We start from the raw sequence: 19,914 nt of genomic DNA on the forward strand, positions 1-19,914 counted from the left end.
CGGGCGCGGTCCATGCCGCCGCCTTCTGCTCGCCGGCGGGCGAGATACTGCACGCGCGCGAGGATGTCGGGCGGCACAATGCACTCGACAAGCTGATCGGCGCATTGGCGCGGGCGCGAGTCGACCCCGCGACCGGGTTCATCCTGCTGTCGGCGCGGTGCAGCTACGAGCTCGTCGAAAAGACGGTGCGCGCGGGCTGCCCGATGCTCGTGACCATCTCGGCGCCAACGAGCCTTGCCGCCGAGCGCGCGGTGCAGGCGGGGCTGACGCTCGTCGCATTGGCGCGGACGGACTCGGCGTTGATCGTCAGCGACCCGCACGGAATGATCGCGTGAAGACGCTGGGCGCGGTGCTCGCGGGCGGGCGGTCGACCCGCTTCGGGTCGGACAAGGCGCTCGCGATGCTGGGGGGGCGAAGCTTGCTCGACCATGCGTTCGCGGCGCTGCGCCCGCACTGCGATGCGGTGATTGTCGTCGGTCGCGGCGAAGTCGCCGACTGGCCGCGCGGCGATATGGGACCGCTGGGGGGGATTGCCGGGGCGTTGATTCATGCAGCGGACCGGGGATTCGATCAGTTGCTGACCGCACCGGTCGATTGTGTGCGCCTGCCCGACGACCTGCGCGCATTGCTGGAGCCTGCGCCGGCCTTTCTGGAAACGCAACCGGTGATCGGATTGTGGCCGATCGAATCGCTGACCGGCCTCAAGGCGATGCTGGAGAAGGCGAGCGACCTCGCCGTCAGGGCCTATGCCCGGCGGATCGGCGCGCGCACTGTCCGGAGCGAATTTGTGCCGCCGAATATCAACAGCAGCGCCGACCTCGACCGCCTGACGGGGCTATGATCCGCCGATGGCGTTCACGGTGAACGCCAAAATCCCCATATTGAAGATGAAGGCCGCCATGCAGTGGCCGAGCACGACGCGGCGCATATGCGCGCCCGATATGGTGACGTCCGACGTCTGGAAGGTCATGCCGAGCGTGAAGGCGAAATAGAGGAAGTCCCAATAGCCGGGTTCGTGCACCCCCGACACCTCGATCCCGCGCTGGTCGCGGCCCTCCTTTTGCAGATAATAGAGATGCGCATAGTGGAGCGTGAACACCATGTTCGCGAACAGCCATGCAAGCGCGAGCGTCGCGACGATCAGGATGACATCGGCGCGGCCGAGCTTGCCCGGGCCGGCGATCAGCGTCCCGACCGCGAACAGGATGACGAGCGAGAGCAGCACCGTGATCGCGAGCAGGCCCACGCGGTTGGCGTCGTTGAATTCGGCGCGGCGGCGCATCTGGTCAGCGTCGGCGCTCAGCAGCGGCATCACGGTGCAAAGAAAGACGAAGGCGGCGACGTCGAAGCCGATCAGGAATGCGGCGCGCGGATCGATGTCCGACGCGAGTGCCGCTCCCATCGCCGCGACCAGCACGAACGGAAAGATCAGGAAACGGACGGGCGCGATATGTTTGCCGACTGCCATCGGCGGCGTCAGTCCACAATCCTGACGACGCGCACCGGGATCGACTTCGCCGCCGGGCAGCCGCTGGTCTTGTCGTAGAAGGCGAGCGGCAGCAGCGGGTTGAGTTCGGGATAATAGCCCGCGACCGAGCCGCGCGACATCGGATAGTCGATGATCGTGAGCCCCTCGACGCGCCGCGCGATGCCGTCGGTGCCGATCGTTTCGAGCGCGACCTTCGCGCCCGCCGCCAGCCCGCGCGCCGCGATATCGTCGGCGTTCATGAACAGGATCATCCGGTCGTTGTACACGCCGCGATAGCGGTCGTTGTAGCTGTAGATCGTCGTGTTGAACTGGTCGTGCGAGCGCACCGTCGCAAGCCGCAGCATCGAAGGGTCGTCGACCGGCGCGTTGACCGCGAGCCCCGGCAGCACAAGGAAATTGGCCTTGCCGTTCGGGGTCGCCCACACGCGGCGGCGCGGCGGGATATCGAGGTGGAAACCCGTCGGCGCCTTGATCCGCTCCGGAAAGCCTTCGTAGAGCGCGGGATAGACCGCGGCGATCTTGTCGCGGATCAGGCCGTAATCGTCGATATAGCTGGCCCAATCGACCTTGCTGCCCGGCAGCGTCGCCATTGCCATGCGGCAGACGATCTCGGTCTCGGGCAGCAGATGTTCGCTCGCGGGTTCGAGCACGCCGCGCGAGGCAGTTACGTTCGACATCGAATCCTCGATCGTCACGAACTGCTCGCCCGCCGCGGTTTCGATCCGTTCGGACCGCGCGACGACGGGCAGGATCAGCGCGTCCTTGCCATGCACCAGATGCCCGCGATTGAGCTTGGTCGCGATCCCGACGGTCAGGTTCAGCTTTCGCATCGCGGCATAGGCGCGGTCGGTATCGGGCACCGCGCGAACGAAATTACCGCCGAGGCCGATGAAGACCTTGGCGGTGCCCGCCAGCATCGCCTCGACCGATTCGACCGTGTGGTGACCCTCTTCGCGCGGCGGTTCGAAGCCGAACACGTCGCGAACCTTGTCGAGATAAGCCTGGCTGGGTTTCTCGTCGATGCCGACGGTGCGGTCGCCCTGCACGTTCGAATGGCCGCGGATCGGCGAGATGCCCGCGCCGGGCTTGCCGTAATTGCCCTTGAGGAGCAGCAGGTTCGCGATCTGCTGAACGAGCTCTGACCCCCGCTGATGCTGGGTGATCCCCATGCCGTAGCAGATAATCGTCGCGTTCGAACGGATGTAGATTTCGGCGCAGCGGCGGATCTGCGCCTCGTCGACCCCCGACGCGGCGACGAGATCGGGCCAGTGCTGCGCCTCGATATCGGCCTTCAGCGCCGCGAAACCGTCGGTATGTTCGGCGATGAAGGCGTGATCGAGCACCGCCTCGCCCGCCGCCTCGCGCTCGAACAGCACTTTCATCATGCCCTTGAGCAGCGCAAGGTCGCCGCCGATCCGGATGTGCACGAACTCGCTGCTGATATCGGTCGAGCCGAAGGTCGCCATCTGGACGATATCCTGCGGCTCGGTGAAGCGGACCAGCGCGCGTTCGGGCATCGGGTTGACCGCGACGATGGGAATACCGCGCTTCCGCGCCTCGACCAGCGGGGTCATCATCCGCGGCGCGTTGGTCCCCGCATTATGTCCGATCAGGAATATCGCCTCGGCATGATCGAAATCCTCGAGGATCACCGTGCCTTTGCCAATGCCGATCGAATGCGGGAGCCCGCGGCTCGTCGGTTCGTGGCACATGTTCGAACAGTCGGGAAAATTGTTCGTCCCATACTCGCGCACGAAGATCGAATAGAGGAACGCCGTCTCGTTCGCGGTGCGGCCCGAGGTGTAGAATTCGGCCTCGTGCGGGCTGGCGAGCGCGCGCAGATGTTCGCCGATCAGCGCGAAGGCTTCGTCCCAGCTCACCGGCACATAATGGTCGGTCGCCGCGTCGTAGCGCATCGGCTCGGTCAAGCGGCCCTGCATCTCCAGCCAGTAATCCGACTGCTCCATCAGCGCAGAAACGCTGTGCTCCGCGAAAAACTCGGGTGTCACCCGAAACTTCGTCGCCTCATGCGCCAGCGCCTTGGCGCCATTCTCGCAGAATTCGAGCTTCTTGGTGCAATGCGCGTCGGGAAACGCGCAGCTCGGGCATTTGAAACCGCCCGGCTGGTTCATCGACAGCAGCGCGCGCGACCCCTTGGTCACGACACTCTGCTCCATCAGCACCTTCGCGGTCGCCGCCGCCGCGCCCCAACCGCCGGCGGGGCTGGTGTATGTCTTGTAGCGCGGTTTGCTCTCAGCCATCGGAGCCTGATTAAAGCATAGCGGCGGCCGCATATCTATCTGTCTTTGGGGTGTTGGCGCACCCGACATGAATAGGATGACACTTCAGATCAGTGTGGAGTTTCCGGGCCACGGGACACAGGCTCCAGTTCGGTCGGCGCCCCGCGCCCTGGCCGGGAAGCCGGCCTCTCCTTTCGCGGCCGACGATCATTTCTGACCGGCGATCCATGCCTCCACATTCTTGCGCAATAGCGCCAACGGCACGACGCCGTCGCCCAGCACGACGGCGTTGAACGCCTTGATATCGAAGCGCTTGCCCAGCGCCTCTTGCGCCTGTTCGCGCAGCGCGAGGATTTCGAGCCCGCCTGAATCATAAGCGGTAAGTTGCCCGGGCAGAATGGCGATGCGGTCGGTCATGCCGCGCGCTACCTCGGGAGGGAAACGGCCGGTCTCGGCCAGATAGGCGACCAGCCGCTCGCGATCCCATTTGCCGAGATGCAACCCCGGGTCGGCGACCATTCCCCGGGCAGGCCATGCCCGCCGGGAAATCTTCATTTGCGGCGTATCGAGCAGGCCAATCTCGTCCGACATACGTTCGGCATAGCGTGCCCAGCCTTCGATATAGGCCGAGTTGAAGCCGATTTTCGAAAGCCGGCTGTTCGGGAGCCGCGCGGCATACGCCAATTGCAGGTGATGACCGGGATACCCTTCATGCACCGCGGTGATCGCCATGTCCGCGCGGCGGGCATCCTCGATCTTGCCGACCTGCAGCATGTAGAGCGCGGGCTTGGCCGGGTCGGCCTCAGGCATGTAGAAAGAGCTGGCGCCCGATGCCTCCATCGCATCGGTCATCGGGCGTACTTCCAGAGGCTGCTGCGGTACATTGTCGATCAGTGCGGCCACGGCGGTACGGGCGCGTGCCACGACCTCGCGATTATAGGCGACGACCTCCTCCTTCGACGCGAAGCGTTCTTCCGGATCGGCTTTCACCCGCGCGACGATCTGCGAGAAATCGTCGGTCCCGTAGAGCGTCTTGCCCATGGCACGGACGTCGGCAACATTGGCTGCGACGGCGCGCTCGCCAAGTGCCGCAACCTCTTCGCCCGGCCGATCGAGCGTGGTGTAGGAACGCAGCATGGCATTATAGCAGGCCCGGCCGTCGGGCAGGTCGAGCACCGACAGGCTCTCGCGCGCGGCCGGAATATAGGTATCGCGCAGGAAATCCCGATATGTGCGGACCGCCGGCGTGATCCTGTCGCGTATCAGTATCGCGAAAGCCGCCTTGAATGCCGCATCCTCGGCGGTTTTGGCGGGGGCGTGGAAAGGCGATGCCTCGGGCGCCTCGACGATTAGCCCCTCGACTTGCGCCAGCACGCGCACGGCGACCGAACGCGGTACGACATAGCCCTTGGCGATGCCTTGTTTCAGATTGGCGATATCGGCAGCGATATAAGCGGGCATGCCGCTCCAGCGTGCGAGCGCATCTTCCCGATCCTTTGCGGTGGCCACGGGCTGGCGCTCGATCAGGTTGGGAAAATTGCCCGGCCAGCCATCCATGTGCGAGACGCTCCAGAACTCGCTATGACAGACGCGCAGTCCCCGCTCCGCTTCCAGCATTTCACGCGCGATCGCATAATCCCGGATGCTCGCCCGATCGGTCAGTGTTTTCGGGTCCAGCGCATCGAGCCGGGCGAGCAGCCTGTCCACCTCGGCATTGTTGCGGGCGATCGCGGCCGGACCGATGTCTTTCAGCACATCGTTCCGTCCGCCCGCAATCCCGGTGTAAAGTGGCAGGAAAGGATCGGCTACCAGCCGGTTCGCAACGATATCGTCGGCAATCTTCGCCATCATATCGTCGGACCTGCCCTGCACAATCGCGGGGATCGGTGCTGCCGCAACGAGCAGCGCACTCATTCGGAGCATTCTCGACCACAACCGCATGCGCAACCTCCCCGTTTTCATTGTACTGCCCGGGGATTAGCCGAGATTGAAATGCCTGAAAAGGCGGACGCACTGCTGAATCGGGCCTTGCGAAGAACGGCCGTTTCCGTTCGCCCACCGTCAGACCGAAATCGGCGAGCGCGGACATCTGCCTCGTTTTCTGGCAATCGCGTGCGAACAGATTGCGCGCGACATCGTTACGCAGAGCATCTTTTGGCGTTGCCGTACAATTATCGGTCGCCCCTCGAGGCTATCCGCGCCGTGCGACCCAGGAGAGCTCTTCCTTTCAGGAAAACAGAGATCTTCATCTGGCGCCCGCCCGGTTGAAATCGGGTGGGCGCCTTTTTTTTCGCCTCTTCAATGGCTGCTCGAACTGATCAAATGCTACCGAGCAACTCCGGTCCTGACTTTCGCCGCCACGGCGGAACTCGGCCAATAGCCGGCAGGAAGCTGCCTTCATCAGCGCACAACCTCAAAAAACGGTCATTCTACGATTCGGTCCGCCGCAACGGCTAACCGAACAACCATCTCCCCTCTGGACGTTGCCGTCATGCCCCGATGAGAAGCCGTCGTCTCGCCGTGTCGAAATCCCGGTGCAAAGCCGCCACGATATCGGCCAGCCGCTCGCTCGCCGTCACCGCGCCCACAGCTTGCCCGGCCGACCAGATATCCCGCCAGCGACGATGCGCGTCAGCCACGGCGCCATAATCGCGCGGCGGCGTCGCCTGCCCCTGATCGAGCAGCCCCGCCTGCCCCAGACTGTCGCGCAGCCACGATGCGAGCGTGCCGGTGACACGGTCGCTCAGGACGATGTCGTCGATCGTTGCCGCGATCACGGCCTGCTTGTAATCGTCCCCGGCCATGCTTTCCCGGCAACTGATGAAGCGCGTTCCCATGCAGGCCATGTCGGCGCCCGCCGCAATCGCGGCGGCAACCCCCGCGCCGTCGGATATGCCCCCGCCAATCGTCAGCGGACCGCGGTGAAAGGCGCGAACGGCGGGCAGAAAGGAAAAGGGCGACAAATGACCCGTGTGACCGCCCGCTCCCGTCGCCAGACAGGCCAGCCCGCTGGCGCCCGCCGCCAGCGCCTTTTTGGCGAGGCCGACCGTCGGCACGTCGGCGAGCACGATGCCGCCATAGGCCCGGGCGGTTGCAACGACCGGAGCGGGGCTGCCGAGCGCCGTCAGGATGACCGGCGGGCGATATTTGGCGATCAGCGCGAGTTCGTCGTCAAGGCGTGCATTGGTTGCATGGGTGATCATGTTAAGCGCCCACGGCCGATCTTCGACCCGCGCCGAAATCTGCGCCATCCAGCGGTCGAGATCGGACGCGGTCCGGCAATTCGGCGCGGGAAAGGCACCGAGAACACCGGACAAGGCCGCCTCGACCACCATCTCGACCCCGGAAATCAGAAACATCGGCGCAACGAGAACCGGAACGCGCAGTCCGGGCACCACGGTCATGCGGCGATTCTTTCGACCACCATCGCCGCTCCGATTCCGGCGGCGCCGGTGACGACGACCAATCCATGCCGTCCCTCCCGCGCATCGAGACAGTCGAGCAAGGTCGACAGAAGGATCGCGCCCGTCGCGCCCATCGGATGCCCCTTTGCCAGATGCCCGCCCGCTATATTCACCCGCAACGGGTCGACGGCATAATCGCGCAGGAATTTGGCGATGACCACGGCGAACGCTTCCATGAATTCGACCGCGTCCATCTGTTCCAGTGTCAGGCCCGCGCGATCGAGCGCCTGCTCCATCGCTGCGAAGCCGGCAAGCAGGGAATCGTCGACCGATCCGCCCGCCTGGACATAGGACAGAATGCGCGCCCGCGCGCCCTCAGGGCTCGAGGACAGCATCGCCAGTCCGGCGCCGTCGCACATCGGTGGCGCATGGGCGACGCTATGCCGCAAATCAAACGGCTCATTTCCCAACGCGTCGGCATAGGCGCTGCGAAGCGGCTCGAACGCCGGAGGCATGGATTGTAGCCGAGCGAGGTCCAGATCGGGGCGAATGCATTCGTCCCGCGACAGGCCGCCCGCATCGATCCGCGAACGGGTCAGCCATGCGTCCGCCTCTGCAGCCGCGCTCGCCGCCTGCGAGCGCAGGGCAACGTCATCCAACGCCGCCCGATCGATCGCCTGTCGGGTAGCCAGTCGATCGGCCGCGAGCGCGACCGGAATATAACGCGCCGGAGGAGCAAAGCCGGTGTCGGTGTAATAGGTTGCATCGTCGGCCATGAAGGGAACGCGCGACATCATTTCCACGCCGCCCGCGAGGGCACCGGTCAGGGCGCCGGTTTCAATCATCGCCGCAGCCTGTCCCACGGCGATCAGGCCCGACGCGCAATAGGCGTTGAGGCTTTGCGCTGCGACCTTGTCGGGCAGGCCGGCCGCCAGCTTGGCAACCTGGGCAATATTACCGCCCTGAGCGCCGGTCTGTCCCACGCATCCCAGCAAAAGCGCCTCGCCTTCGCCGGGGTTTGCGTCGCGCTCCGTCAACGCGCCGACCAGCGCTACCACGAGCCCATGCGGCGTCTCTGCCGCCAACCCGCCATCGGGCCGCGCCTTGCCGCGCGCGGTTCGCAGGGCTTCCCGGATAAAGACCGGCATTATACCGCCTCCTTCAGTCTGGCGCGCCATGATGGCGGGTGCGGGTAGGCGAAGAAGCCCGGATCGGCGGCCACGACATGCGGAATGGCCGACAGCGCCACGCTGACCGTCGCATCGGTCAGCGCGCGCGCGCGCGGCATCGCGGGGTCGGCCTCATCGATCGACAGCGTCATATGGATGTTGGGGCGCCCCTCCACGCGGATCGTCCAATGCCCCGGCCCCACTTCGGGGTGCAGCAAGGGGTCGGATGTCCACAATATGGCCAGTTCGATCGCCTGGCCGCCGGCCAGATGCGCGATCCAGCACCACCGGGTTGCCGCGACGGTCCCTTGCGGGATGACGCCGGCCGCAACGGTGATGTCATGCGGCGCGGGGGTCAGTTGATGCGCAGGCTCGATACCAACGATGCGGTCGCCCAGTCCTTGCGCCGCGAGATGCAGCGTTTCGGAAAAAAGCTGTGTGTAAAGCGCTGCCAGTGGCCCTTGCCGGATATCGCCCTTCGCCGGATCGCTGCCGAACCCCATCAGTCCGAAGACAAATCCCGGCGCAGCCATACCCGAAGCATCGACCGTCTCATGGACCACAACGCGATCCACGGTCTGGCACAGCCCGGTCGCCGCCAGCGCGATGCGTTCGACGATGGTCCCGGGATTGACGCCCAGTCCCGCCAGCGTGGCGTCGCCTGCGGCGCAGGCAGCGCGCAACGGATCGGCGTAAGCAGCTTCATGCGCCCAGGGTGCATGGAAACCCGCGATCGAAATGAGATTCTTGCCCGACGCCAGCAGCCGCTCGACGTCGCCATTCATCTTTTCATACGGCAGGGTGATGCGCGGCATGTGTAGGACCACATCGGCATCGAGCGCCAATATCTGTCCGATATCACTGGTGGCAAGCACCCCCGTTTCCGGGCGCCCGACCAGTGTCCCCGCGTCGACGCCAGCCTTGTCCGCCGAATAGACGTAGCACCCGACAAGTTCGAGGTCGGAATGGTCGATAATGCGCCGCAATGATGTGCGGCCCATCGCACCGGTGGCCCACTGCACCACGCGATACGTCATTACGCGCGGCTTTCCCGCCCGGCATCGACGAAGCCCCGATCCGCCCAGACCGCGTGGGTCCCGCTGCTGATCTTGTGCGGCAGCGCGATCCGGCACACCGGTCCGGCGCCGAAATTCCTGGCATCGATCAGAATGCATTCCGACGTGCCGCGGTTTTCATCGATGATGAAGCTGACCAGATAACCGTCATCTTCGTCCACGCCGCCGATGCGCGGTGCGAAAGGTGCTTCGCTGGCATAGCGGCCTTCTTCCAGCATCAGTTCCTGCACCTCGCCCGTGTGGAGATCATGCTTCACAAAGCCGTTGAACAGGAACCACCCCGGCTTGGTCGTGGTCGAATAGACATAACGATAGGGCTTTCCGGCAAAGCGGGCATTCATCATCCCGAATTCGACCGTGCCGTCGTACAGGCGCTCTTCGCGCGTCGACCCGTCTTTCAGATTGAAGCGCCAGCGATGCAGCCGCGAGCGAAAGCTATGCTCGTCGAGATACGCCATCATATGTTCGAAACCGCCGGGCGCATCCGCCAGGGGGGACGGCGTCGGATCTTCCTGAAAATAGCCGTCGAGAACCAGCTCATCGCCGTCTTCATAAGCGTTGATGAAATGAAGCGCGTAGCAGGGGGCCGCTTCGAACCAGCGAATATCTTCCGCGCTGCCGTGACGCGGCAGAACCGCAAAGCGCGACGGCAGATGCTTGTGGAAACGCACGGCATGAATATTCCGCTCCAGCAAGCTTTCGTCCCAGAATGCGGGCAGATCGTTGAGGATGGAATAATTGTCGGTGAACGCCATGTCGTGCGGCAGGCGAGGCCCCGGCAGTTCGACCGGAACATAGGATTTCAGACGCCCGTCGGCCCCGACGACGCCGTAATGCATATAAGGCGGATGCTTCGAATAGTTGAAAAACAGCAGTTCTCCTGTCGTCTCGTCCACCTTGCAATGCGCCGAAACGCCATCGATCGGCGCCCAGGGCGCCACGCCCAGATCGTCGAGCGTGTCAGGATCGACCTGGTAAGCTTCGCCACATTGATAGAAGGTCGCCAAAATCTTGCCGGCGTGAACGACGACGTCGGTCGAAGCGCTGTCCTTCAACGCGCCATGCGCCCCGAATCCCGGGCGTTTCGCCGTTTCTACCGGATCGGCCAACCCACCCCACAGCGACTCCCCCGCCTCTTGCTCGGCGGCGAAACACCGCGTGCGGACGAACCGGTTACCATAGCGGGCCCGACCGTTTGAAAATTCGATCCGGTGAATCATGGCGTCACCATCGAATGGATGATGACGCCCCAGCGGCTGATGGATCTGGTTTTCGGTATTGCGGACATACATGCCCGCAATATCGGTCGGAATCTGGCCTTCGATCACCTCCAGATCATCCACATCAACTTCTTCATGAAGCGGCGTCCACGCTCCGTTGAGATAAGGATGGTTGCTTGGCTTCAGACTGGTAACGATCGGGGGGTGTCGCGTGATTTTCATAACTACCTTCATTGTTGACCGGCGATGCGGCCCGATCAGAATTTTCCGGACACCCGAACGCCATAGGTACGCGGTGCGCCGTAAAGCGATGCCTCATCGCCCAGGAACGGAATGACGCTGACGCGATACAGCTTGTTGGTCAGATTCTTGCCCCACAGCGAAATGGTCCAGCGATCGTCGATCGCGCCGATGCCGAGGCGCGCGTTAAGCTGACCATAGCCCGGCTCGCGGTTGGTATTGTCGGGACCGTAGAAAATGCTGTCCTGATACACATAATCGACATGCGCCTTCAGGGTCAGCTTGCCGCTGACCGGCGTCTCATAATCTGCGGCGACCGAGAATTGATAATCGGCGGCGCGCGGCAGTTTGTTGCCGGTGAAATCCAGCCCGCGGCCCACGTCGACATAATCCAGATATTTGGCATCGATCACCGATCCCGACCCGGACAGCGTCAGACCGTCGGTCACCGCCAGCGTCACTTCGCCTTCGAGGCCGCGAATCTTGGCATTGGCAGCATTGGCGACGACCGTCGTCAGCAAGACGTCGTCCAGTTGCTCGACCTGAAGATCCTTGAAGTCGAGCTGGAAGGCCGCAAGGTTCAGACGAACACGGCGGTCGAACAGATCGCTCTTGAACCCGACCTCATAGCTCCAGGCGGTTTCGGGGTTAAACGCCCGGATCGCCGTCGCCAGATCCGGCGCCGCCGATTGCCAGCCACCGCCCTTGAAACCGCGTGCGGCCGACGCGTACACCAGAATATTCTGGTTGATCTTATACTCGATGGCGACGCGCGGCGTGAACTCGCGCCAGGTCTTGTCGACGTCCAGCGAATAAGGCGCCTGAAGCGGCGCAGGCGACAGAAGGTCGCCTGGTTGTCCTAGGCTCAGGACGCGGGCACCCCCGACCATGCTCTTCTTGTCGATCGTATAGCGCGCGCCTGCCGAGAGCGTGAGTTGCGAGGTGAGATCGAAAGAAAGCTCACCGAATACGGCATAGTTTTTGGCGATACCGACCTGTTCGAAGATATTGTCGCCATCCAGACTATCGCGCGTGCTGCCCGGGCCGCCCGGCAGAAAGCTCGTCGCGGTGTTGCGCGAACTGCGATCCGTCTTTTCCCGCAGATAATAGATACCGGTGATCCAGTTCACCCGACCGCTGCCGTCTGAGGCGAGCCGCAATTCCTGCGTCAGCCCGCTGTAATCCTCTTCCTGCGTCAGCACCGAATCGGTGAACGACGGCGGCGAACCGGCGCCCGCCTGGCTATAACGCTGCGCCGACTTGCCGATACGCAGCGCCGAAAGATAGGTCAGCGTCCCGAACCCCATATCATGATCGATCCGCCCGCTGATGCCGCGCGTGTTGCGCCGGCTATATTGATCATAGGGTGTTTCGGTCGTGCGCGGATCCGACGAAATCTGGCCTGTCGTGATCGGGCCGATCCCCGCCCGCGTCGGATCGTCCACCGCATGGCGCGCCTGGCCGCCACTCCGGTCGCGGCTGATATCGGCCACGATGCTGATTTTGAGCGCGTCGGTCGGCTCCGCCAGCACCGAAATGCGTCCACCGACGCTCTTCATGTCCTCCAGTTCCTGTCCGGTCACGATGTTGCGGCTGAAGCCCGAATGGCGATTCACATAACCGGCCGCCCTGATCGCAATTTTCTCGGATACCGGGCCGGTCACATAGGCTTCCGACTGCACCGTATCATAGTTGCCGATGGCCAGATAACCGCCCGCACCGGTAGTGAACTGCGGTGCCGCCGTGACGAGGCTCACTGCACCGCCGACGACATTCTTGCCGAAAATCGTGCCCTGCGGTCCGCGCAGAACCTCGACCCGCTCCAGGTCGAAGATCGGCGGCGTCGCAGCCCCGCGCCGTCCGATATACACTTCGTTGAGGAACAGACCGATCGACGGATCGGCGGTGGCGCTGTTCAGACGGAGCGTACCGACGCCGCGAATGAACGCTTCCTGTTCCAGCGAGCTTTGCTGCTGAAAGGTAAAGCCCGGGGTGCGACCGGCGAACTCCGACAGGCTGGCAATCTGCGCCTCGCGAATCGCGTCGCCCGAATAGGCGGTGATGGCGATCGGCACATTCTGCAGGCTTTCTTCGCGCTTGCGCGCGGTCACGACGATGTCATCGATCTGCGGTCCTGAACCATCGGTCGCGGCGGGCGCCTGCGCCCCGGAAGTCTGCGCCAAAGCCGGGCCGGCCATGGCGATAGCACCGGTCAGGGCCACACCCGAAAGAAGCTGCATCGCATAGGATTTCCGCGTCGTCATCGTCATCTGTTCCCTCCCATTCGCGCCCGGCTTCGACTCCGGGTCGCATCAAGTCTTGTTATGCAAGTAAATTTCATCAGAGACACTTGCTTGTCAAGACTTACTTGTTGACACGCATGGCGGCGCACGTCAGACTTGCTTGCATAAACAGACTATGGGAGATGATTATGTCCGTATCAGATGACACGAAAATCGCCGTTGGCCGCGCGATGATCGACGCTTGGAACGACCAGGACTGGGATATGGCCGCATCGATGCTGACCGAGGATTCGATCCTGCATTCGATGATGATCGACCCGATCGTGGGACGCGAGGCGATTCATCAGCGCATATCGGGCATCGGCGCGCTGGCCGACAGCATCGATCTGAAACTGCTCAACATCGGCGTGATCAATGGCACGCTTTACATGGAACGCATGGACACCTTCGTCTGCAAGGGAAAGCCGGGGGCGACGCCGGTATGCGGCGCGCTGGAATTCGAAGGCGACAAGATCAAGGTGTGGCGCGAATATTATGATCGCCACCACCTCCTCAGCGAGATGGGGCTGACCGAGGATTTCGGCGCGACCGCGCAATAGGGCGGGTCCAGCCGACATGGCAAGCGCCGCCCCGCCTCTTTCCCCGGCCCCCGTATCGCAGGTCGAGACGCCTTGGCCGAATCCGGCGCGCAGCTGGTTCGCGGTGGCGGTGCTGACGCTTGGCTATGTCGTGTCCTTTGTCGACCGGACGTTGCTCAGCTTGCTGATCGATCCGATCAAGGCCGATCTCGGTCTCAGCGATACGGAAATCGCCTTGTTGCAGGGGTTGGCCTTCGGTCTCTTCTACACGGTAATGGGGCTGCCGATCGGTTGGATCGTCGACCGGATCTCCCGCAAGCGCGTGATCGGTGCGGGCGTCACCTTCTGGTGCCTCGCCACCGCCGCTTGCGGACTGTCGAACAGTTTCTGGCAGCTCTTTATCGCCCGCATGGGCGTCGGAGCGGGTGAAGCGACCCTGTCGCCGGCTGCCATCTCGATGATCGGCGACAATTTCCCGCCGGAAAAACGCGCCTTTCCGATCAGCGTCTATTCGATGGCAAGCTCGATCGGCGCGGGTCTGGCCCTGATGGTCGGCGGAGCCGTCATCGGAAGCGTCGCCGCCAGTCCCGAGGTCACGCTTCCCCTTATCGGTGCGGTGGCGCCCTGGCAGGCAACCTTCATCATCGTCGGACTGGCCGGTCTGGTGGTGGTCGTCCTGCTTACCTTTGTGGCGGAACCGCAACGACGCGAAATGCCCGGCGAGACGAGCGCGAGCTATGGCCTGCTCGCACATCTGCGCCGTCACCCGGCGTTCCATCTGCGGCACCTGGGCGGCATGGCGTTGTATTGCATCGTCATTTACGGCGTCCTGTCGTGGATGCCCGCCTATTTCATGCGCAGTTTCGGCTGGACTGCCACCGAAGTCGGCCTCCGTTACGGCTTTGTCGTATTGCTGTGCGGCGGCTTTGGCCTGTCCGGCGCGGGCTGGCTGGCCTCGCGCCTCGCCCAGCGCGGGGTGGAAGCTGCGGCAGCGAGGGTCACAGGATGGTCGATCTGGCTGGTCACGCCTTTCATGATGGCCGCCTGCCTCGCGCCCTCGGCATGGATCGCGCTCGCCATCCTGGTTCCGGGTATGGTCTTTTTCACCGCGTCAGGCGGCATCGCGGTCGCCGCGCTCTGCGAAGCCGCGCCCGGAAGCCTGCGCGGCCGCGTTGCCGCGCTCTATTTCTTCACCCTCGGTATCGTCGGCCTGACGATCGGGCCGGTCAGCGTTGCCCTGATTACCGAGCATATATTGGGTGATACGCAGCAATTGGGCCGCGCGATCGCCATCAATGTCGCTGTGCTGTGTCCGATTGCCGGCACCCTCGTCCTGTCCGCGATCGCGCCGTTTCGACGGGCGGCCGCATTGACGCAAACGGCCTCACCTTCCGGAAAGGGTCCCCTATCATGACATATATACTTGGCGGCTGGCAAAGCGACTTTGCCGAGAATTGGGCGCGGTCGGGAACCGAATTGGCCGACGGCTTCGCGCGAGCGCTCGCCGCCGGTCTCGAGGCAACCCAACTCGACGCCAGCGAGATCGAGGTCGGCCATGTTGGAAACTTCGTCGCCGACCTGTTTGCCGGTCAAGGCCTGCTCGGCGGGTTCTTCGCGCAGGTTCACCCTGATCTGGACGGCCTGCCGACCTCGCGCCACGAGGCGGCCTGCGCCTCCGGATCGGTCGCGATCATGGCCGCAATGGCCGACATCGAAGCGGGCCGATACGATCTCGCCTGCGTGATGGGACTGGAATTGATGCGGAATGTGCCCGGCCGCACGGCGGCGGAACATTTGGGCGCCGCAGCCTGGGCCGGACATGAATATGGCGATGCGACCTATGTCTGGCCCCGCGCCTTTTCCGATCTGACCGAGGAATATGACCGGCGCTATGGCATCGATCACCGGCATCTGGGCCGGATCGCCGAAATCAATTTCGCAAATGCACGCCGCAATCCCAATGCCCAGACGCGCGCGTGGCAATTCGGTGCCGACAGCTTTGGTCCCAACGATGAGGCAAATCCGGTGGTCGAAGGTCGTATTCGCAAAAGCGATTGCGGACAGGTGACCGATGGCGCGAGCGTGATATTTCTCGCTTCGCCCCGGCGCGCCGCCGACTATGCCGCAAAGCGCGGACTGTCGTTGAACCAGCTATCACGCATCAGCGGGTGGGGCCATCGATCAGCGCCCATCTCCTATGCCAGCAAGGTCGCAGCGTCGCGTGGCGGCGGCTATGTCTTTCCGCAAGTGCACCGCGCCGCCGAAGAGGCGCGCGCGCGCGCCGGCATCGCGCTGGACGCGGTGAGCGCCTTCGAGGTCCATGACTGCTTCACCACCACCGAATATATGGCAATCGAACATCTCGGGCTGACGCCCCCCGGCGAGGCTTGGAAAGCCATCGAAGCGGGCACCATCGAGATTGGCTCCAGGCACCCGATCAATCCATCGGGCGGCCTGATCGGGTGCGGCCATCCCGTCGGCGCCACGGGCATCCGCATGGCCCTCGACGGCCACAAGCAGGTGACCGGTTCGGCCGGAGACTATCAGGTGGACGGCGCAACCGCCTTGCAGACCCTGAACATCGGCGGCTCCACGACAACCACCGTCAGTCTGATTATCCAACAGGGATGACGCCGCGCCGCACCATCATGATCGGCGGCGCCGCGATACTGGTCGCAGGCAGCACGCCAGCTTTTGCAAAGGAGAGAGACACCATGACGGATCATATTGCCACGCTGCGCCGCGTAATCGAAAGCTGGCATCGGGCGGACGTCGAGGGCGTCATGGCTTGCCTGCATCCCGACATCATCTGGAACAACTCCGGCGGCATCCGCGCGCCGCTGCGCGGTGCCGACGCGATGCGTAAAACGCTGGAGGGGATGAAGGGCCGGATCACCAACAATCGCTGGCGGCTCTTCGACGTCGCCCAGGACGGCGACAAGGTGTGGATGGAAGGCGTCGACGAATTCGACACCGTCGACGGCATTCGCGTGGCCATTCCCTATTGCGGAATCCTCGATTTCAAGGACGGGCTGATCCATCATTGGCGCGAATATTTCGACGGCCGCCTTCAGGAAAACCAGCTTGCAGGCCAAGGCGTCAGCGAACATGTCGAAGCCATGCTGGCGCGTCCGGCCGTCTGACGATGATCGACGCCCACCCCGTCATCGACAAGAATCCGCCCCCCTTTCGCGAGGCGCGGTTGATGCCGGTCGATCTGGCCGTGGAGCGGCGCGACGATGGGGTGGTTCTTCTGGAATCTCGCATAAAGCTGGAGGATTTCGACGCCAATCTTCCCGCCGCCTTCGCGCGTGCGGCCGCACGGCAGCCCGACAAGACCGCCCTCGCCTGGCGCGTGCCGGAACAGGATGGATGGCGCAGCATCTCCTATGCCGATCTGAAACAGCATATCGACGCGGCGGCGCAATGGCTGGTCGATCATGCACCGGCTGGGCGGCCCCTGCTGCTGATCGCCGACAACAGCTTGGCATTTGCCGTGATGAGCTTTGCCGGATGGTCTGCCCGCTTGCCCGTCGTCCCCGTCAGCAGCGCCTATGCCGCATTGGGCGGCGATTATGGCCGATTGGCGCATGTGATCCGCAAATCCTCGCCCGGCGTCATTGTCGCGGCTTCGGCGAGCCGGATGGCCAATGCGATCGCCACCCTCGACCTTGGCGATGCGCTGATCGTGACCGACGATCCCGCGCGGATCGACCGCGCGGCGACGAGCCTCGACGCGCTATATGCAAGCAAGGTGACGGGGGCGGTGCAGACGTCACTCGACGCTATCCGACGCGATGACATCGCGGCCTATATGTTGACATCGGGGTCGACCGGCCTGCCCAAGCTGGTCGAAATCAGCTTCGACAATCTGGGCGCAAACTCGACCCAGTGCCGCCAGATCGTCGGAGAAACCGCCGGGTGGCATGATGTCATGCTCGACTGGCTGCCGTGGCACCACGCGGCGGGCGCATCGGTACTGCGGACGACGCTGACCGAAGGCGGAACCCTCTATATCGACGACGGCAAACCCGTTCCGGCCCTGTTTGGTGAATCGATCCGTAACCTGCGCGAAATCGGCGTCGGCTTCTACAACAACGTCCCGCTCGGTTATGGCCTGCTGGTCGAGGAACTGGAAAGAGACGCGCTCCTGCGCCGCACCTTTTTCTCGAAACTGCGGGTCATGCTCTATGGCGGAGCGGGGCTGAGCCAGCCGGTGTACGACCGGCTGCAGGCCTGTGCCATTGCGGAGACCGGCCACCGCATCACCCTGACCTCGGGCTACGGGGCGACCGAGACCGTATCGGCCTTCATGGCGATCCACTTTGAAACCGACCGGGTCGGGGTCGGTCTTCCCGCACCGGGCGCCACCGTCAAACTGGTGCCGCAGGGGGATCGATTTGAGGTGCGGGTCAAGGGACGTATGGTGACGCGCGGTTATCTGGACGAACCCGGCAAGACCGCCGCCGCATTCGACGACGAGGGATATTATCGCACCGGCGATCTGGCGGTTTTCAACGACCCGCACCGTCCCGAAGCGGGCCTGGCTTTCGCAGGCCGGCTGGCGGAGGAGTTCAAATTGTCGAGCGGTGCGTGGGTCTATGGCGGCGCGCTGCGCGACGCCTTGATCAAGGCGCTGTCGCCGCTGGTGACCGATGTCGTGCTCTGCGACGAAAACCGTCCCTATCTGGCGCTGCTTGTCTGGCCGTCAAAGGATGGAACATGCGAAACCATCGCCCATGCGCTGGCGGCATTCAATGCCACGCAGCAGGGAGGTTCCTCGACCATTTGCCGCGCGCTGCTGCTGGACGAACCGCCCAGCGCCAACGCGCATGAAATATCGGACAAGGGAACGATCAACCGCCGTGCAGTGATCGACCGGCGCGGCGATGCCGTGGTGCGCCTTTATGCCGAAAACCCCGACGCCAACATCATCATCTTGGGAGACAAGCATTGACCGGCCCCGCGATTCAGGCGCTGCTCGACAAGCAGGCCATCACCGACGTCATCAACCTGTATCTGCGCGGCGCCGACCGTGCCGATATCGACCTGATCGCCGCCGCTTACCACCCCGATGCGATCGAAGATCATGGCGGCGTCTTCAAAGGACCGGCATCCGACTATGTCGCGTTGATGGCCAGGATGCTTCCCAAGGCGGGCATCATGAATCATCTCGCCACCAACATCGTCATCGAACTCGACGGCGACACCGCCAATGCCGAACATTATATTCTGGCGTTCGCGCGCATGCAAAAGAGCGGCGAGACGTTCGAGACGCTGACGCTGGCACGCGCCATCGACCGGTTCGAACGGCGCGATGGAAACTGGAAAATCGCCCATCGCCAGCTGGCGTGGGAGTGGAACCATGAAATGCCGCACAGCGAAAGCTGGGGTCGCGGCCTGATGTTCCCGCCCGGCACCGAGCTGGTGCGCGGTGCCAAGAAGCCCGACGATCTGCTCTATGCGGCACGGGGCGCAAACTGATGGCGTTCGACCTGCAAGGCGCCACCGCGCTGGTGACCGGCGGCAATCGCGGTATCGGCGAAGCCTTTGTCCGCGCGTTCCTTTCGGGGGGCGCGGCGAAAGTCTATGTCGGAACACGCGATCCCGCCAATGCGACGCATCTGGCAGAAGAAGGCGGCGAGCGCGTCGCCATCCTGCCCCTCGATGTCGCCGACCCGGCGCAGATCGAACAGGCGGCGTCGGTGGCGCGCGACGTATCCGTGCTGGTGAACAACGCGGGTGCGTTCCTCAATCAGCGCCTGATCGAAAGTCCGACAATCGATGCCGCGCGGGCGGAAATGGAGGTCAATTATTTCGGCCTTCTCGGCATGTGCCGCGCCTTTGCACCGATATTGAAAGCGAACGGCGGCGGCGCGATCGTCAACGTCCTGTCGTCCGGCGGGCTGGTCGCCGTCCCCGCGATGGGCGGGTACAGCCCGTCCAAATTTGCCGCACGCGCCGCCACGACCTCCATTCGCGCCGAGCTCGCGAAACAGGGCACGTCGGTCAGCGCCCTGATCGTCGGATCGGTCGACACGCGCATGGCCGCCCATGTCGCGGGAGCGAAGGAACGGCCCGAGGACATCGCACGCATCGGCCTGTCCGCCATAAAGCGCGGAGCCGACGAGATCGACACCGATCGCATGGCCATGGAAGTCCGCGCCGCGCAGGCGCGCGACCCCAAGGCGCAGGAACGCGCGCTGGCAAGAATGCTCGACATGGAAGAGATTTCGACCGGGCGCTGATCCGGCG

Annotated in this window: 17 protein-coding genes; 9 read left to right on the forward strand and 8 right to left on the reverse strand. The window is 63.8% G+C overall.

Annotated elements, in window-relative coordinates; all coding sequences use genetic code 11:
• Window positions 1-335: formate dehydrogenase accessory sulfurtransferase FdhD (locus VN047_RS11980; RefSeq protein WP_325542959.1), on the forward strand; the 335-nt coding region annotated here is incomplete at its 5' end.
• Window positions 332-841, forward strand: a complete 510-nt coding sequence (gene mobA, locus VN047_RS11985; RefSeq protein ID WP_325542961.1) for a molybdenum cofactor guanylyltransferase — start codon at window positions 332-334, stop codon at window positions 839-841. The genes VN047_RS11980 and mobA, both read left to right, overlap by 4 nt.
• On the opposite strand, the gene VN047_RS11990 is transcribed toward mobA, so the two are convergent.
• The 8 genes from VN047_RS11990 to VN047_RS12025 all read right to left on the reverse strand — a co-directional run bounded on the left by VN047_RS11990 (window position 836) and on the right by VN047_RS12025 (window position 13,108).
• The gene (locus tag VN047_RS11990) at window positions 836-1,468 is read right to left on the reverse strand and encodes a DUF1345 domain-containing protein (protein WP_325542963.1); all 633 of its coding nucleotides are present in this window, start codon (window positions 1,466-1,468) and stop codon (window positions 836-838) included. The genes mobA and VN047_RS11990 overlap by 6 nt on opposite strands.
• Before the next feature lie 8 nt (window positions 1,469-1,476).
• Window positions 1,477-3,750 carry an FdhF/YdeP family oxidoreductase gene (locus tag VN047_RS11995; protein ID WP_325542965.1) on the reverse strand — a complete coding sequence of 758 codons (2,274 nt, stop codon included), beginning with the start codon at window positions 3,748-3,750 and terminating at the stop codon, window positions 1,477-1,479.
• Between the two features lie 186 nt (window positions 3,751-3,936).
• Window positions 3,937-5,643: a DUF885 domain-containing protein gene (locus VN047_RS12000; protein ID WP_325542967.1), complete on the reverse strand. Its 1,707-nt coding sequence runs from the start codon at window positions 5,641-5,643 to the stop codon at window positions 3,937-3,939.
• Window positions 5,644-6,218: 575 nt separating this feature from the next.
• Window positions 6,219-7,133 carry a nitronate monooxygenase gene (locus tag VN047_RS12005; protein WP_325542969.1) on the reverse strand — a complete coding sequence of 305 codons (915 nt, stop codon included), beginning with the start codon at window positions 7,131-7,133 and terminating at the stop codon, window positions 6,219-6,221.
• Entirely contained in the window at window positions 7,130-8,281 is a 1,152-nt protein-coding gene (locus VN047_RS12010; RefSeq protein ID WP_325542971.1) for an acyl-CoA thiolase, read from the reverse strand. Before VN047_RS12010 ends, VN047_RS12005 begins: the two co-directional genes overlap by 4 nt.
• Complete coding sequence (locus VN047_RS12015) at window positions 8,281-9,339, reverse strand: hypothetical protein (protein ID WP_325542973.1); 1,059 nt, start codon at window positions 9,337-9,339, stop codon at window positions 8,281-8,283. Before VN047_RS12015 ends, VN047_RS12010 begins: the two co-directional genes overlap by 1 nt.
• Window positions 9,339-10,820 carry a carotenoid oxygenase family protein gene (locus VN047_RS12020; protein ID WP_325542975.1) on the reverse strand — a complete coding sequence of 494 codons (1,482 nt, stop codon included), beginning with the start codon at window positions 10,818-10,820 and terminating at the stop codon, window positions 9,339-9,341. Before VN047_RS12020 ends, VN047_RS12015 begins: the two co-directional genes overlap by 1 nt.
• 35 nt (window positions 10,821-10,855) lie before the next feature.
• Window positions 10,856-13,108 carry a TonB-dependent receptor gene (locus VN047_RS12025; protein ID WP_325542977.1) on the reverse strand — a complete coding sequence of 751 codons (2,253 nt, stop codon included), beginning with the start codon at window positions 13,106-13,108 and terminating at the stop codon, window positions 10,856-10,858.
• A 161-nt stretch (window positions 13,109-13,269) separates the two neighbouring features.
• Here VN047_RS12025 and VN047_RS12030 point away from each other — a divergent pair, with 161 nt between their 5' ends.
• The 7 genes from VN047_RS12030 to VN047_RS12060 all read left to right on the forward strand — a co-directional run bounded on the left by VN047_RS12030 (window position 13,270) and on the right by VN047_RS12060 (window position 19,907).
• On the forward strand, window positions 13,270-13,680 hold the full coding sequence (locus tag VN047_RS12030; RefSeq protein WP_325542979.1) for a limonene-1,2-epoxide hydrolase family protein: 411 nt from the start codon (window positions 13,270-13,272) through the stop codon (window positions 13,678-13,680).
• Between the two features lie 16 nt (window positions 13,681-13,696).
• Window positions 13,697-15,073, forward strand: coding sequence for an MFS transporter (locus VN047_RS12035; RefSeq protein ID WP_325542981.1), 1,377 nt, complete (start codon window positions 13,697-13,699; stop codon window positions 15,071-15,073).
• Window positions 15,070-16,290 (forward strand): acetyl-CoA acetyltransferase, encoded by a 1,221-nt coding sequence (locus tag VN047_RS12040; protein ID WP_325542983.1) that lies wholly within the window; start codon window positions 15,070-15,072, stop codon window positions 16,288-16,290. The genes VN047_RS12035 and VN047_RS12040 overlap by 4 nt, the downstream gene beginning before the upstream one ends.
• 83 nt (window positions 16,291-16,373) lie before the next feature.
• Window positions 16,374-16,802 (forward strand): nuclear transport factor 2 family protein, encoded by a 429-nt coding sequence (locus tag VN047_RS12045; protein ID WP_325542985.1) that lies wholly within the window; start codon window positions 16,374-16,376, stop codon window positions 16,800-16,802.
• Between the two features lie 2 nt (window positions 16,803-16,804).
• A complete protein-coding gene (locus tag VN047_RS12050) occupies window positions 16,805-18,616 on the forward strand; it encodes an AMP-binding protein (RefSeq protein ID WP_325542987.1) in 1,812 nt (603 codons plus the stop codon).
• A complete protein-coding gene (locus VN047_RS12055) occupies window positions 18,613-19,143 on the forward strand; it encodes a nuclear transport factor 2 family protein (RefSeq protein WP_325542989.1) in 531 nt (176 codons plus the stop codon). Before VN047_RS12050 ends, VN047_RS12055 begins: the two co-directional genes overlap by 4 nt.
• Window positions 19,143-19,907 carry an SDR family oxidoreductase gene (locus VN047_RS12060; RefSeq protein ID WP_325542991.1) on the forward strand — a complete coding sequence of 255 codons (765 nt, stop codon included), beginning with the start codon at window positions 19,143-19,145 and terminating at the stop codon, window positions 19,905-19,907. Before VN047_RS12055 ends, VN047_RS12060 begins: the two co-directional genes overlap by 1 nt.
• Window positions 19,908-19,914 lie beyond the last annotated feature (7 nt).

The sequence above is a fragment of the Sphingopyxis sp. genome (genome assembly GCF_035565275.1).
Taxonomy (GTDB): Bacteria; Pseudomonadota; Alphaproteobacteria; order Sphingomonadales; family Sphingomonadaceae; genus Sphingopyxis.

What these genes read in the sequence shown, in the direction of transcription:
- VN047_RS11990 (WP_325542963.1), bottom strand. Translation starts at nt 1,468, where the DNA reads ATGGCAGTCGGCAAACATATCGCGCCCGTCCGTTTCCTGATCTTTCCG.
- VN047_RS11995 (WP_325542965.1), bottom strand. Translation starts at nt 3,750, where the DNA reads ATGGCTGAGAGCAAACCGCGCTACAAGACATACACCAGCCCCGCCGGC.
- VN047_RS12000 (WP_325542967.1), bottom strand. Translation starts at nt 5,643, where the DNA reads ATGAGTGCGCTGCTCGTTGCGGCAGCACCGATCCCCGCGATTGTGCAG.
- VN047_RS12005 (WP_325542969.1), bottom strand. Translation starts at nt 7,133, where the DNA reads ATGACCGTGGTGCCCGGACTGCGCGTTCCGGTTCTCGTTGCGCCGATG.
- VN047_RS12010 (WP_325542971.1), bottom strand. Translation starts at nt 8,281, where the DNA reads ATGCCGGTCTTTATCCGGGAAGCCCTGCGAACCGCGCGCGGCAAGGCG.
- VN047_RS12015 (WP_325542973.1), bottom strand. Translation starts at nt 9,339, where the DNA reads ATGACGTATCGCGTGGTGCAGTGGGCCACCGGTGCGATGGGCCGCACA.
- VN047_RS12020 (WP_325542975.1), bottom strand. Translation starts at nt 10,820, where the DNA reads ATGAAAATCACGCGACACCCCCCGATCGTTACCAGTCTGAAGCCAAGC.
- VN047_RS12025 (WP_325542977.1), bottom strand. Translation starts at nt 13,108, where the DNA reads ATGACGATGACGACGCGGAAATCCTATGCGATGCAGCTTCTTTCGGGT.
- VN047_RS12030 (WP_325542979.1), top strand. Translation starts at nt 13,270, where the DNA reads ATGTCCGTATCAGATGACACGAAAATCGCCGTTGGCCGCGCGATGATC.
- VN047_RS12035 (WP_325542981.1), top strand. Translation starts at nt 13,697, where the DNA reads ATGGCAAGCGCCGCCCCGCCTCTTTCCCCGGCCCCCGTATCGCAGGTC.
- VN047_RS12040 (WP_325542983.1), top strand. Translation starts at nt 15,070, where the DNA reads ATGACATATATACTTGGCGGCTGGCAAAGCGACTTTGCCGAGAATTGG.
- VN047_RS12045 (WP_325542985.1), top strand. Translation starts at nt 16,374, where the DNA reads ATGACGGATCATATTGCCACGCTGCGCCGCGTAATCGAAAGCTGGCAT.
- VN047_RS12050 (WP_325542987.1), top strand. Translation starts at nt 16,805, where the DNA reads ATGATCGACGCCCACCCCGTCATCGACAAGAATCCGCCCCCCTTTCGC.
- VN047_RS12060 (WP_325542991.1), top strand. Translation starts at nt 19,143, where the DNA reads ATGGCGTTCGACCTGCAAGGCGCCACCGCGCTGGTGACCGGCGGCAAT.